Source organism: Paenibacillus sp. 32O-W (assembly GCF_007679495.1).
Taxonomy (GTDB): domain Bacteria; phylum Bacillota; class Bacilli; order Paenibacillales; family NBRC-103111; genus Paenibacillus_L; species Paenibacillus_L residui.
In genome coordinates, this window is sequence record NZ_VEGP01000009.1 from 34,550 (window position 1) to 47,508 (window position 12,959).

General features: G+C 52.3%; 17 protein-coding genes. 1 reads left to right on the forward strand and 16 read right to left on the reverse strand.

What is annotated here, in order from left to right; all coding sequences use genetic code 11:
- Nucleotides 1-137: 137 nt before the first annotated feature.
- The 4 genes from FS806_RS05675 to FS806_RS05690 form a co-directional block, all read right to left on the reverse strand.
- Complete coding sequence (locus tag FS806_RS05675) at nt 138-2,465, reverse strand: VirB4-like conjugal transfer ATPase, CD1110 family (protein ID WP_144878489.1); 2,328 nt, start codon at nt 2,463-2,465, stop codon at nt 138-140.
- Nucleotides 2,458-2,823 carry a PrgI family protein gene (locus FS806_RS05680; protein ID WP_054819092.1) on the reverse strand — a complete coding sequence of 122 codons (366 nt, stop codon included), beginning with the start codon at nt 2,821-2,823 and terminating at the stop codon, nt 2,458-2,460. Before FS806_RS05680 ends, FS806_RS05675 begins: the two co-directional genes overlap by 8 nt.
- Before the next feature lie 98 nt (nt 2,824-2,921).
- On the reverse strand, nt 2,922-3,215 hold the full coding sequence (locus tag FS806_RS05685; RefSeq protein WP_054819091.1) for a hypothetical protein: 294 nt from the start codon (nt 3,213-3,215) through the stop codon (nt 2,922-2,924).
- Nucleotides 3,216-3,244: 29 nt separating this feature from the next.
- Nucleotides 3,245-3,430: an aspartyl-phosphate phosphatase Spo0E family protein gene (locus tag FS806_RS05690; protein WP_144878490.1), complete on the reverse strand. Its 186-nt coding sequence runs from the start codon at nt 3,428-3,430 to the stop codon at nt 3,245-3,247.
- Between the two features lie 169 nt (nt 3,431-3,599).
- On the opposite strand from FS806_RS05690, the gene FS806_RS05695 reads away from it, so the two are divergent.
- The gene (locus FS806_RS05695) at nt 3,600-3,851 is read left to right on the forward strand and encodes a helix-turn-helix domain-containing protein (RefSeq protein WP_054819090.1); all 252 of its coding nucleotides are present in this window, start codon (nt 3,600-3,602) and stop codon (nt 3,849-3,851) included.
- 2 nt (nt 3,852-3,853) lie between these two features.
- On the opposite strand, the gene FS806_RS05700 is transcribed toward FS806_RS05695, so the two are convergent.
- The 12 genes from FS806_RS05700 to FS806_RS05755 all read right to left on the reverse strand — a co-directional run bounded on the left by FS806_RS05700 (nt 3,854) and on the right by FS806_RS05755 (nt 12,893).
- Nucleotides 3,854-4,693, reverse strand: a complete 840-nt coding sequence (locus FS806_RS05700; RefSeq protein ID WP_144878491.1) for a VirB6/TrbL-like conjugal transfer protein, CD1112 family — start codon at nt 4,691-4,693, stop codon at nt 3,854-3,856.
- Nucleotides 4,694-4,760: 67 nt separating this feature from the next.
- On the reverse strand, nt 4,761-5,066 hold the full coding sequence (locus tag FS806_RS05705) for a hypothetical protein (RefSeq protein WP_041052545.1): 306 nt from the start codon (nt 5,064-5,066) through the stop codon (nt 4,761-4,763).
- A complete protein-coding gene (locus FS806_RS05710) occupies nt 5,066-6,805 on the reverse strand; it encodes a VirD4-like conjugal transfer protein, CD1115 family (protein ID WP_260981989.1) in 1,740 nt (579 codons plus the stop codon). The genes FS806_RS05705 and FS806_RS05710 overlap by 1 nt, the downstream gene beginning before the upstream one ends.
- Nucleotides 6,806-6,821: 16 nt before the next feature.
- Nucleotides 6,822-7,013 carry a hypothetical protein gene (locus FS806_RS05715; protein ID WP_054819089.1) on the reverse strand — a complete coding sequence of 64 codons (192 nt, stop codon included), beginning with the start codon at nt 7,011-7,013 and terminating at the stop codon, nt 6,822-6,824.
- Nucleotides 7,014-7,052: 39 nt separating this feature from the next.
- A complete protein-coding gene (locus FS806_RS05720; protein ID WP_144933642.1) occupies nt 7,053-7,958 on the reverse strand; it encodes an ArdC-like ssDNA-binding domain-containing protein in 906 nt (301 codons plus the stop codon).
- The gene (locus FS806_RS05725; RefSeq protein WP_144878494.1) at nt 7,955-8,851 is read right to left on the reverse strand and encodes a PcfB family protein; all 897 of its coding nucleotides are present in this window, start codon (nt 8,849-8,851) and stop codon (nt 7,955-7,957) included. The genes FS806_RS05720 and FS806_RS05725 overlap by 4 nt, the downstream gene beginning before the upstream one ends.
- On the reverse strand, nt 8,769-10,184 hold the full coding sequence (locus tag FS806_RS05730; protein ID WP_144878495.1) for a relaxase/mobilization nuclease domain-containing protein: 1,416 nt from the start codon (nt 10,182-10,184) through the stop codon (nt 8,769-8,771). The genes FS806_RS05725 and FS806_RS05730 overlap by 83 nt, the downstream gene beginning before the upstream one ends.
- Nucleotides 10,185-10,198: 14 nt before the next feature.
- A complete protein-coding gene (locus FS806_RS05735) occupies nt 10,199-10,558 on the reverse strand; it encodes a plasmid mobilization protein (protein ID WP_054819116.1) in 360 nt (119 codons plus the stop codon).
- Between the two features lie 299 nt (nt 10,559-10,857).
- Nucleotides 10,858-11,175: a type II toxin-antitoxin system RelE/ParE family toxin gene (locus tag FS806_RS05740; RefSeq protein ID WP_144933643.1), complete on the reverse strand. Its 318-nt coding sequence runs from the start codon at nt 11,173-11,175 to the stop codon at nt 10,858-10,860.
- Complete coding sequence (locus FS806_RS05745) at nt 11,153-11,446, reverse strand: type II toxin-antitoxin system Phd/YefM family antitoxin (RefSeq protein WP_260981990.1); 294 nt, start codon at nt 11,444-11,446, stop codon at nt 11,153-11,155. Before FS806_RS05745 ends, FS806_RS05740 begins: the two co-directional genes overlap by 23 nt.
- 162 nt (nt 11,447-11,608) lie before the next feature.
- Nucleotides 11,609-12,559, reverse strand: coding sequence for a DUF3991 domain-containing protein (locus FS806_RS05750; RefSeq protein WP_144878496.1), 951 nt, complete (start codon nt 12,557-12,559; stop codon nt 11,609-11,611).
- Between the two features lie 49 nt (nt 12,560-12,608).
- Nucleotides 12,609-12,893, reverse strand: coding sequence for a hypothetical protein (locus FS806_RS05755; RefSeq protein WP_054819675.1), 285 nt, complete (start codon nt 12,891-12,893; stop codon nt 12,609-12,611).
- Between the last annotated feature and the right edge of the window lie 66 nt (nt 12,894-12,959).

Consider the following 12,959-nt stretch of genomic DNA (forward strand, 5'->3'; position numbering starts at 1 on the left):
CGAAAACCTAAACCACTTAGAAAGAGTAGCACCATTGGCAGTGAGTTTTACAAGAGTGTTTAAACCGGAAAATGAAAGAACAATTTAAAAAAGTAAGCGATTGTTCTCGGTTAAGACCAATCGCTTACTGTTGTTTGTTAATGATCCCCAGGCTTCGTCGTCATCAGGCGATACAGTTTCGTGTTCCGCGGGAACTTGTCGGTAAACGGCACAAGGGAACTGCCCACCTTCATCAGTCCGTTCCCGGCGTCTACATTCGTAATATAAGAGAGTTGCAGGTCCGAAATATTGAGAAGCCCGGCAAGCTCCATCCGGTCTGTGGCTGCCTGATTCAGCATGACGATAAATTCGCTGTTCGCGAGCATAGTCCGGGCCGTATGGCTTTGCAGCAAATCATCCACGTTTTGCGTAATTCCCGTACAAAAAGCGCCATACTTTCGGACGCGCTTCCAAAGCGTGAACAGAAAGTTGGCGCTGTATTCGTGCTGGAACAGAAGGTAGATTTCGTCGATAATGATAAATGTATTTTTGCCTTTGGCACGATTTTGCGTTATCCGATTCAGGATGCTGTCCAGGACGACCAGCATGCCGATCGGGAGGAGTTGTTTGCCCAAGTCGAGAATGTCGTAGCAGATGAGCCGGTTATGGACATTCACATTGGTAAGCTTAGCAAACGTGTTCAGACTGCCGGAAGTAAACAGTTCGATCGCCAGCGCAATGTCCTGCGCCTCCGGCTCCGCTTGCTTCAGCAGTTCCGCGCGAAAGTCCTGCAACGTAGGCGGCTGCCCCTTATAGTTGCTCTGCAAATACTTCCTGTACACGCTGGCGGTGCAGCGGTCAATGAGCGACTTTTCCTTGGCTCCCAGCTGGTAGCCGCCTATCAGCTGCTCGCACAACGAGAGGACGAATTCCGATTTGAGGATGATCGGATTAGCTCCGTCGCCATATTGACGATTCATATCCATCGCATTGATATGGTTGGGCGAAGTGGCGGATATATGAATCGTCTCGCCGCCCAATGCGTTCACCAGTGCGGAGTATTCCCGTTCTGGGTCGATCAAAATAATATCGTCGTCGCTGGCCAGCATCTGGTTGACGATTTCCCGTTTTGCGGTGAAGCTTTTGCCGGAACCGGATACGCCGAGGATAAAGCTGTTTCCGTTCAGCAATTGCTTGCGGTTGGCAATAATCATGTTCTTGCTGATCACATTTTGTCCGTAGTAAATGCCGCCCGGATGTACGATTTCCTGCGCCCGAAACGGAATAAAGACAGCCGTGCTTTCCGTCGTTAACGTCCGCAAAGCGTGAACCTTTCGCAAGCCGTAGGGTAGCACCGTATTCAGACCGTCCATTTGCTGGTAGGTAAGCGTGGAAAACTGGCACAAATGCTTGCGGGCGGTGGTGAGCAGCGCCTCCGTATCGCTGTCGAGCTGCTCCTTGCTGTCCGCGATATGGACCATCGTCAGCAGCCCGAACATCATCCGCTGGTCGCGGGTCGTCAAGTCGTTCAGAAATTCTTTGCTCTCTTTGCGTTGCTGCTCCATATCGTAAGGGACCACGGCGGAAAAATTGTTGTTCCGGTTTTGTCGCCGCTGCCAATTCGTGATGTTCGTCTCCACGCCGAGCAAACGGCTCTCCACCTCACGAACGGCCTCGTCGGTAGGAATCGGGATGATATCCAGCGACAGCAGCAAATTCCGGTTCAGGTCGCAAAGCTCGGACACCATGCTGTCCTTAATATAGCTGGCGTATTCCCGCAGAAAGATGACGCGGCCAAAAAAGTGGCCCATCCGAAAATGATCTTTTTCAAACTCGAACGTATCCGGGCAAATGTAATCCTTGAAATCATGCCCCTTGCGCATTGTTTCGGACATATGGAAACGAAAATCCGCTTCCTCGCCGATTCGAAAGAAATCATGGAAAATGCGCAGACGGTCGGTTGCATCCAGTTCGATACATTTGGAACCGAGACGGGAAAAATGCGACATCAATTCGGTTCCGACCCTCGCGAAGTACTGACGGGCTTCCTCCACATTTTTCTTGACGACAGAAATGGTAACGTACTTTTCCTGAATCGTACCGTTCGCGCCGATGGCCTTTGCGAGCAACATCTCGTTGTACTCTTGCCGGTACACATCGAGATGGTCCTGCCGTAGCGGAATCAGAATCGAGCTTTCAAAATCGGTCCGATTCAAACGCCGGTTATGGATTGTAATTTTCGTGGTCGCTCCGCTGTCAAAGGAATTGAGCAGCTCGGAATAAGACAAAAACATCGCTTCCTTGTCTTCCCTGGACGCTACAGCATAGTTGATATCCTCGAACCGATACGATTTGGAGAACTTGTTGCCGACAAAAAAAATCCCGTCCGGCCAGAGGGCACGAATCGGGATGACTTGCTGAACGCCTTTCGGGATAACAAATCGTTCCTTGTCCTGCCTGATGATGCGTCTGAGCGTTTTAATCACGGCGCTTCATCCTTTCCTGCTCACGATACTGCATGCTCTTTTTCAGCGCTTCAACATAGATATTGGTCGAATAGAAGACGAAGCGTCTTGGCAGCAGAAATTCCGATTTCACATACGCCCAAAGCAACTGCTCGGCCGTCATGCCGTGATAGTTGATGAAACCCAAGGCTGCGCAGGGCGCGGCCCCCAAAATGCACATCCAGCTGAGCGTTTCCAAACCAAAGCGGCCGCGCAGTCCAAAATAAAGTCCGATCGCCACGCCGACAGCCAGCACAGAAAAAAAGAACTGCCGCAAGGACAGTCCAAAGAATAAGCTTTCCGTATAATCCCGGATTTCCCGGTTGATTTTCACTTCCATTTGAAATCCTCCCATAAACGATGTTCACTATGGTCTACAACTCGCCCTCAGTTTCCGGTTGAACCGATGTTGGCTCTGTCTTTTTCGTTTCTTGCCAACTACTCATCGCCGGATGGAAGGGGATCGAAGAGAAGCGCAAACGCAAGCTGTACGCCGTCTCTCATTCCTTGCAAATACAAGCGTTCATTCTCCAAAGCCCGCGTAAAATGAACCTTGTCCTCCCATTCCATAAACGCCGGCAACTGCGTCATCTCCACGCAGGAAAACATCGCTTGAAAAGCCGTGTACTCTGCTTTACGATAGGTGCACAACTCGGGATCGCGTTCGATCCGAGCTGAAACGTGGTCCAGCCGCCGCTGAAACGCGTTTTGAAACCATGACGGAAACTCCATTGACTTCCCCCTCCTTATGCGAACGCGCTCTAGCGCAGCTGACGCTCTCGTCCGGACTTCCTTTGAAGCCACTGGACAATCCATTCGTCCACCTTCCGGCTTTGAGCCTGAACCGCCTCATTCTCGAACAGAGGAATTCCCTGATCAAGAGATTTTTTCCCGAGTTCGTTCAACTTCCTTCTTTCCTCCTCCAATTGACCAAGCAATCGTGTCATCGGTCGGCCTCCCAGTGTCTTCATTAGATCGGCGTTTCTGGCTGTCTGAATGATAGAGTATCTCTCCATTTTATTGCGAAAATCGGTTTATTTCATTTTAATGCGATATTCGCATTAAAACAATGATGCACTCACGTACAATTTTGCTTGTAATGTGAGGTGCATACAAATGAAACATCGAAAAGAACCGCCAGGCGACAAAAATATAATCGGCGTGAGAGTCGTTGCCATCCGCAAGGCAAAGGGGATGAAACAGAAGGAGTTTCTCGCCAGACTGCAAACGGCTGGCCTTGACATCAGTCCTACCAGTCTTTCGCGTCTGGAAGGGCAGTATCGGCTTGTCCAAGACTACGAAGTCGTGGCGATTGCCAAAGCGCTGGATGTTTCCGTCCGGGAATTGCTGGGCGAAGAATCGGAATGAAGCTACAGCCCCATCATTTCCCTCACCACCCGGTCCGCCATTTTGACCGTCCCCACGAGTACCAGCATGTTGAAAATCAACTCTCCGATATAGGTCCACACCATCGTGACTGCACCCGCGCCTTCATCGACCGCCGGGGGAGCGGAGGCAAAGGCGGAGTAGATGATGCAGGCGAGTACGATAATCGCTCCCTCCAGACAAGCGGCAGCATATCCTTTGAGAAACGATTTGCCGATATTTTGGCTCGGCTCCCCGGCAAAGGCGGATAGCGGAACGGGAGCGATGGCTGTATATAAATAGATGCGAAAAAAACGCCCGTACACCGAGAGGATCATCACAAAAGACAACACTGTGATGAACAGACTGCCCAAAAGGGAGACGACCCACAGCGGAATGCTTTGCCAAAAGCCGACGTCTTCAATCGCTTTTGCAATGGTGTTCGGCAAGGTCATGGCCTCCGTCTTTCCGAACCCGGAACGTCCCATCATCGTGGAGATGATTCCCTGAACAATGGTAAACAGCGCCATCATGAGCTCCAGCCCGTAGGTGACGACCGCTTTGGCCAAGACAAAACGGATAAACAGCTTGACAGCCATCTCCGGCTTTTTCATTTCGGCAAAACTGCCGGTCGTCTTCACCACGCCAATCACAAAAAACAAGACCAGGAGCGCCAGTCCCGTCGCCTGCAACGCGCCATGAATGTCGGTAATGACGCGCCAAACGCCGCCGCCTTTGAAGTCGGCCGGCGACTCGGTAACGAGTTGCCAGATTTCGTTCATTTTCTCGTTCCACGTATCGAGCGCATGTTCGAGATTGTCAATAATCCAACTGTTTTTGGCCATATTCTCACCCCTTTTCTTTAGATGGGGAACGGGCAAACCGCCCGTTCCCCTCATTTGCGACTCCCGTTTATCCGGCAATCAGGGTAAGAATTTCCTTCGTGAAGGTAATGATAATCCCGCCGGCGAGCGTCAGGAACCCGTTCGCCCGCTGGGAAGGGTCGTGAGACTTGAGCGACAATCCGATCTGGACAATGCCGAAGCCGAGTATGATCATGCCGATGGCCCGGATTAAGCCGAATATGAAAGTGGACAAATTATTGACCGTCGTCATCGGATCGCCCTCGGCATAAGCGGTGGAGACAAATACGGTTCCCGTTAACATCAGCATGATGTACAATGCCAACAGCCGTTTCTTTTTGAACTTCAATTTCATCATTCCCCTCGCAAAAATAGCGACTCCATGTCTTCTTCCGACAGAAGCTCGTACTCTCCGTTTTCATCAAGCGTCACGGTTCGCCAATCCAAAGCGTGTTCCGTGCCGCCATGCTGGAAGGGAGGACCTTTGCCATCCGTCGTGAGCGCGACATGGGGATGCCTGAGCAAATCGTATTTGTCGTCCTGAACAGGACGCTCGCCGCGAATAAAGAGCAAGGCATAGCGGTTATCGAGGAGCCGCACCTCATCGGGCGTCAGCAAGTCGCGGCCGGACAGCTGATAGTTGATCGAATAACTGCCGCTGCGTCCCTTGCTTTGGCCGTACGTGTTCGTGTCGATCGTTTCCTTGCCCAGCAGTTCCGAGACGTATTTGTGGGTGGATTGTTCATTGCCGCCAAGGTACAAAAACACATCGCAGTTCCCCACGATCGATTCCCACGACTCCTTATACAGCGCTTTGAGCTGCGCCAAATTTTGCAGGATGATGGAAACCGAAATCTCGCGGCTGCGCATGGTGGAGAGCAGCTTGTCGAATTCATCGGGCAAGGCGACGTTGGCAAATTCGTCCATCACAAAATGCACGTGCACCGGCAAGCGTCCGCCGTGCCGGTAGTCGGCCTCATACATCAGGCATTGGAAAAGCTGGGTGTAGAGCATCCCGACGATGAAGTTGAAACTGCTGTCGTTGTCGGGAATGACGGCAAACAGCGCCGTCTTTTTTTCTCCCATGACAGGCAATTCCATTTCATCGACCAGGCTCATCCCGGCGATCGTATGCAAGTTGAACTTCTCCAGCCGAACGCCGAGGCCGATCAAAATCGATTTGGCCGTTTTACCCGCCGCCAGCTTGAAAATGTTGTACTGTTTGACCGCCAAATGCTCCGGGTCGCGCATGGCCAGCCGTTCAAACAACTCGTCCAGCGGACTTTGATACGTTTCATCCTCTTCCCGTACCTCGGCGGCGGCGATCATCTCCATCACCATCGGAAAATTCTGTTCCTCCGGCGGCGCTTCATAGAGCAAATACAAAACGAGCGCCTCCAGCAACGCCGTTTCGGATCGTTCCCAGAACGGGTCGTTCGTGTTGCTGCCTTTCGGCGTCGTATTGCGAATCAGGTTCGTGACCAGTTTCAATACGTCCTTGTCGTCCTTCAAATAGGCGAAAGGGTTATAGCCATGAGAACGATGGGGATTGATCAGGTCGAGCACCTTGATGTCATATCCTTTGGCCTTGAGCAGATGGCCGGTATCCCGCAAGATTTCGCCTTTAGGGTCGAGAACGACGAACGACGTGTGCGCCTGCATGACGTTCGGTTTGGCATAAAACCTTGTTTTGCCGGATCCGGAACCGCCTACGACAAGCACATTCAAGTTTCTCCGGTGCTTGCGACCGTCCAGACCGATGCACACCTGCTTGGTTAAAATTTTGTTTTGTTTCGACTCTTTACTGCTATATTTGGCGCATATGGTTTTCGCCCGGCCCCAACGGGCGCTGCCATGCTCCTCCCGTCGTCGATAGTTTCGCGGGGAGGCCAGATAGACGCCGACGCCGAGTCCATAGGCCAGCGTAAAAAAGAGCAGACAGCGCGGCGTATCGTCCACCCATCGGATGTCAAAGGGGCGGTGGATCGCCACGCTGAGATGCTCCACCATCGCCGGAAGCCCGCTGGAAAGAGAAGGGGCGGTGAGCAATGCCGCCCAAACGACGGGAATCAAAAAAATCGCAAAGAGTATCAAATGACTCCTTGCGGTTTCAACGCGCCTCATGATGGCTCCGGCGTTTATGTTTTTGATAAGGAGCGTCAATTGTTTTGAGCAACAGATCATCGACGGCATCGGTGGGGCGCTTCTCGCCGATCAAATCGTTTCGCAGCGCATTCAGCGCATGCACCACAATGCCATGCTCGTAATGATCCAAACATAAAATCCGTTCTTCTTCCTTCACAGGCGCTCCCTCCCTAAGCAAAATAGAACTTGACGGCGCTTACCTTGCCGGTTCCGTCCGTAGTTGTTGCCGCTGCTGCGCCAGCATCCGGTTCATCCTGCGGGCCATGTCGTGTGCGGCATCCTTCATCACCGTCAGTTCGGCGCGAACTTGCTGCGGCTCGATGTCCTTCAACTTCTCCTGCATACGATGGAAGCGAAAGGAAGACGTGTCCACGCCGAACTGTTTGCACAGCATGTAAGAGGCGCAATATGCATGGAACGTAAAATCGGAACGGCTGTATCGGCCATCGCCGCGATCCAGTTCCGCATGCGCCAGCTCCTGCGCGAGCGACCGGAAAATATCCCCGGCATCCAGGCCGCGGCGGATGACAATATTTCTCGTGTCCGGCTGGTATAGTGCATGCATTTCCGGCGGCAGCGCATCGTTAATGACGATCGGGACGGGGGCGCGATCCACCAGCGCTTTGATACGCATCCGGTCGTCCGGGTAAGTCGGCTGTTCCCTCTTTTGGCTGGCCGTCGTTTGTGCGATGTCGAACATCTTTTTGGGGTTATAGCTAATGCCGGTGCTGCCGTCTTCCCTCCGGTACTCCTCACCCGGCTCCAAAATGTAAAAGCCGGTTTCCTTGCGACGAATAAATACGCCTTGTTCTTTCCATGTATCAAAATCGGCGATGCGGGTCGCCTCCGGCCGCTGCGCGAGAATCAGAAGCGCATTGGATACGCTGTAGCGATCGAAACGGCTCTGCACATCCAGATAACGCTGAAACTCATCGCCGCTTTGCGCAATGGAGGATGTCGCGGCATCAATCGTCTCATAAGTCCATTGCCTAAGTTCCTGCTTTTTTTGTGCCCAGGCTTCCTTGTCAAACGGTTGCTCGGACGGATTCGTGGATGATCGACTGGCTGCATCCTGACGGAATAAATCGTCCAGATTGTTCATTTGGCTTTCCCTCGCTTTCGAGATCCGTTGGATTTGGTTTTCCCCGTCTTCGCTTTACCGGCATTTCGCTCGCTTCGTTGGGTCAGCGACGGTTCCTTGACCAACTGACGCCGCTCTTTCTCCGCTCTCCTATTTTCTTCCCGAATCTCGCGCAGCAGTTCACGGATCGATGGCCACCGCTGCACGGTCTCGGCTTTCTGTTCAATCGTACCCCTTGCGGATGCTTCGCTGCGCCCGGAGGTAGGCTCGAACGGATGGGGCGGCTCCGTCGTCGCCATCGTGGGGTTTGGGTTGCCGTTCGCCGGGGAAGTTGGCTGCGCCGATTCGGGCCTCTGCATCAGTTCGTCCAAAAAATCGTTGGTGCTCTTCTCCGCAGAAGTTCCCTTGACCGCCGCTCTTTGTTCCTCCATCTGCTGACGGGTTTGGTCCGGTGCTTGTTGCCGGTGTTGCCCGGATGTTGATTGGTCCTGCTGATTCCCGGCGCGGGATTTCTCAATTTCGCTTTTAATGCTGGCCGTATCCACGGTCGCCAGTTTGAAGCGCTCGACAATGCGATTGATTTTGGACGCGTCCTCGGCCCGTACCATCACGTCGCATAACCCATCGACATTCTTTTTGTCCCGCAGGGCACAGTACAGGACGCCGTAACGTTTGGCCTCCTTGCAGAACGTGGGCAAGTCTTCGTTTTTGACGGCAAATACTTTCAATTCCTTGCCGCTGCGAAGCAAGCTTTCCAGACGGATGCTGCCCTTCGTCCGCTTCTGCCCTTGCAGGGCGGCAAACAAATAGGCGGCCAGATGCTTAGCGCCTTCACCGGAAATCTTGGCCATTACCTCGATACCCCGCAGACTCATGTTGACGACCTGATCGGCCGCCTCGGCTCCACTGCTCATGGATGGAATCCTCCCTTCGTAATGGTTGATTTTGCTTGTCGCCATGTAGTTTAGTCATCATTTCACCGGATCGGGCAAGGATGCCCGCACACAGCTTCACCTCCTTTCGGAGCGTGGCAAGCCGCTTGGATAGTACGGCTATTTGCTCTTTGTAAGCGACGATCTGGCTTTTCTCCTTGCAGCGGCGGAGGCGGTTGTATAGCGCTTTGCGTTCGCCGTAAAGCGAGCGCATCTCTTGCCGGGTGACAGATACATAGTCCAAAAGCTGATCCTTGCTGGAAATACGGTGCTGACAGAGCAGCTTGGTCTGCGCGGTAATAACCGCCAAATGCCGCAAGTCTTCACGCAATAAAAAATGCGTCCTTCTCACGGACGCGCGAAAATGAGGCAATATGCCCATCTCATATAAATAGCGCAGGTACAATGCTTGCAAGCCGCTGAACTTCCTGCCGGATCGAAGCGTTCCTTTGCAAACGGCGCGCCTGCTTCGTGGCATTGACAAAGGCTGTGGTTTACGGGGAATGCGGTTTCGCAAAATCCGCTTTTTCAGAGCATCTTCCGTATAGTCGTCCCCCAAGCTGCGCAAACGAACGAAACGTTCCTTTCCGGGTGGACGCACCGCCATATGCTTCACGGTCGTTTTCACTTCATAACCCTGCTTCTGCAAAGCAGCGATAAACTGGGTCCACGTCATGGATGCCGCAATCGCCTGATCCACATCGGTCCGAATCAATCCTCGCCAAGTCGGCTTGCCTTCCTGATCCGCTTTCCATTCTCCGTAGTGCTTGGCCTTGCCCGGCTCGGGCTGCTCAATTACTGACAATGCATGTTCCCGGCATAACCGGTCGGATGTTCTCCGCAGAAGTGCGTAGGAGGCTTTGTTGTCGTAATACCGTCTGCCGTCTATAAAGGAAACGGAGTTGAGCACGAAGTGATTGTGCAAATGCTCCTTGTCCAGATGGGTCGATACCACGACTTCAAAGCGATCTCCCCATAGCTCCTGCGCCAGCTTGACGCCGATGGCATGCGCGATCTCCGGCGTAGCTTCGCCCGGCGCAAACGCCTGATACCCGTGAAAAGCCACAATGCCTTCCGTCTTTTGAAACTGCCGCTTGGTGCGCTGCATTTGCTCGTATGCAGTGAGCGGGTCGCAATTGATGCCGCTCACATAAAGCTGCCTTTCCGTTTTGGCATCCGCTTTTGCATATTCCAGCACCTGCCGCAAACCTTCATTCTTCTCGGCGCGATCTTGCGCTGTTTTGTCGGGATTGGTGGCGTAATCAATCACGCGCTTCAATCGGTCGGTGACATCCCATATTGCCGTCGTCGCCATATGTGACGCCCCCTTTACGGCGGATGCACATTTGGAGTCGCTTGCTCGGTTCTTCGTTCCGGCGCAGTCACGGCCTGTTGAATCTGTTGGACGGCGCGGCGCAACTGATCGGCCTCCCGCTGAAAAGTGGCCCGATCCAGATGGCCTGTCGCATGTGCTTTCGCCGCCAGTTGATTAAGATTGTTGCCAATGGCGTGAAGCTGGCGCATCATCGCGTAATAATCCGGTGGCGGCAGCGCCTTCGGGATATAGCCATTGATCAAGGAACGGAGATAACCTTCCCGTGAAAGTCCGGATTTTTTCGCATTGGTTTGGAGTCTTGCGTCTTCTTCATTGTTCACCCATACCTGAATGCGAATCCCTCGTTTTCTCATCGCTTTCGCTTCTTTCTTCAAAAGAATGGTCTTAATAAAAATGCTAAATGGCTTCTGCCGTCTCTGAAAAATACCGTTCATTGTTGCAACCTTTATTCTTGAAAAACAGCGTGTTGTTTAGATGTGGGGTATTAGGGGCCTGCCCCTAACAAGCCGAATTTGGGAGACCAAATTCAGTGCTTGCTGCAACACGAGACATCCGTCTCGCGTCGCCTTCAAGCACCTGCCGGGAAAAAGAGAGGACCCCAAAAACACAAAAAGACGCCGATTCGCTCAGCGTCTTCCTCAGAACTTTTTTGTTATCGCACCAACCAGCGGTAATCCTGGCGGCAGTCTACAATGAAATCGACATACACGATTTCATCCTGAATCTGATACAACACCAGATACCATTTTTCCACGAACATCTTGTGATACTTGTTTGACGGAATAAATTCAGCTTCCAGAAAAGGATAGCGTTCCGGCATTTTCACCAAGGAACGTATCGCTTGCAGCAATTCGTTTTTCGTTTTTCGCGCCGCATCCGGATTTTTTTCCGCAAGGAATCGCACATGAACCGCCAGCATTTGGCGGGCGCGGTCGGAAACGATGATCTTATAACGGGGCATCTTTTCCATGCTGAACCTCGTCTATAATGCCCTCCAGGTAAGCGTCCAGTTCATCCGGCGTCACACCAACACGGCCCGCCAAACGATCCTCTTGCACAGCGAGCAGTTCTTCGCGCAGCTTTAACATCTTCTCGCGACGGGAAAACGTCTCAATGTCCATCACGACGAGATCACCTTCACCGTTCTTGGTCAGATAAACCGGTTCCCCGGAAGATTTGCATAGATCGGCGATTTCATTATAGTTTTGCCGGATACTGGCGGAAGGTTTGATAATCATCATGGTCACTCCTTGCATAGCTGTATATTGATTTTATTATACCTATTACATGCTATATAATCAATGCGGTTGCGCTTATCCCCAATCTATTCACATCTTATCCACATACAGTGAGAATTTTCCGTAGCCCAGAAAGAAAAGACGCCAACCGTTCAGCGTCTACCGCTATCGGGATGGTTCACCGCGTCTTCTTCGGAATTCCATTAAATCGTTGTTTACATCCTTTCCGAACTTAGGCGGCTCATCGAATATGAGAAGGGCATGGGAGAAGAGCCTCTGTATCGTGGCTGCCGCCAATCGCCCCGGCTCATCATTGTCCAGGTGCAGGACAAGTCGATTCACCTGGGGAAAGCACTGCAAGTAATGCGTTAGGACAGACGGGGGAGTAGAGTCCTCCCCATTTGTCCTGGGCCTGTATATTCCGGCCAGCGACAGCTTATGCGCCTGCCGCCAATCCCGGCCAGCGAGATGTTCCAGCGTACAGTAGGATAAGAGATCAATAGCGCTCTCAAACAGATGCAGTTCCGTACAGTTTCCCGAGGCCGGAATGGAAAACGAATACCGCTTGTCGCTGCCAGCGGCTTCCCCTATATAACGGGTGCTTGTCGTACCGCGTATCGCCGCATAGCGCGGCGTTCCTTGCTGGTCGAAACCGACGAATACCGCGTTGTGATAGCGGCGGCTTTCATACAAACGCCCCGTTTCGAGACAGTAGTCGATCAACGTGCGATGGATACCGCGTTTGCTGAGATAGGCCATGACGCGATGCGATGTATGATTCGGTTCGGGAAGCTCAAACCGCGCTGGAGATGAGCGTTGTTGCAAAGATTGCGAAAATGCAGGTGCGCTGCCTGGATGAACGCCTTCAATTTGCAACACCGCATCGGGAAAAGACATGCCCCGCACTTTGACCAAATAGTCCAGCGCCGAGCGTCCGCCGATCCCCCTTGACCACCAGTACCATTTGCCGTTGGAAATTTTCAAGCTGTCGTGTGTCCGGGTGGTGTAGACATTGCGAGAGCATCGGACCAGTTCTGCCGGCTCGTGCATATGCAAATATGTGAGCAGATCGAGTCTTTTGGCACGTTCGATCTGTTCCTTGTTTACGTAGCTCATTGCCGAAGCTCCTTTTGGAAATCCAAGCAGCGTCCGATGGGTATATTGTTCATCGTGCCTTACCCCTCTTTTTGGGGTACAGATAAGCTCTGCCTTCCTTCAACTTCGTAACGCCTTTCTTTTTCATGAATGCGTCTAAATCGCCTTCATAAACTTGACTGGTCACCCCGTTTGAGTCGCGGATGTAATAATACGTGTCGCCAAATCCGTTCTTCTCTTTGGATATCAACTCCAACGATGGCACGGTTTCTCCCTCCTCGATCAAGCCGGTTCCGTAACAAAAAGGCGGCAGAATCGGACAAAAGCATCCGCCGCTTGGGATGGCATACAACATGTTCATTCCTCCGGAAATGAGAAAAGGACCCCAAAACCGGAGTCCAATTCATCATGTGATTTATAA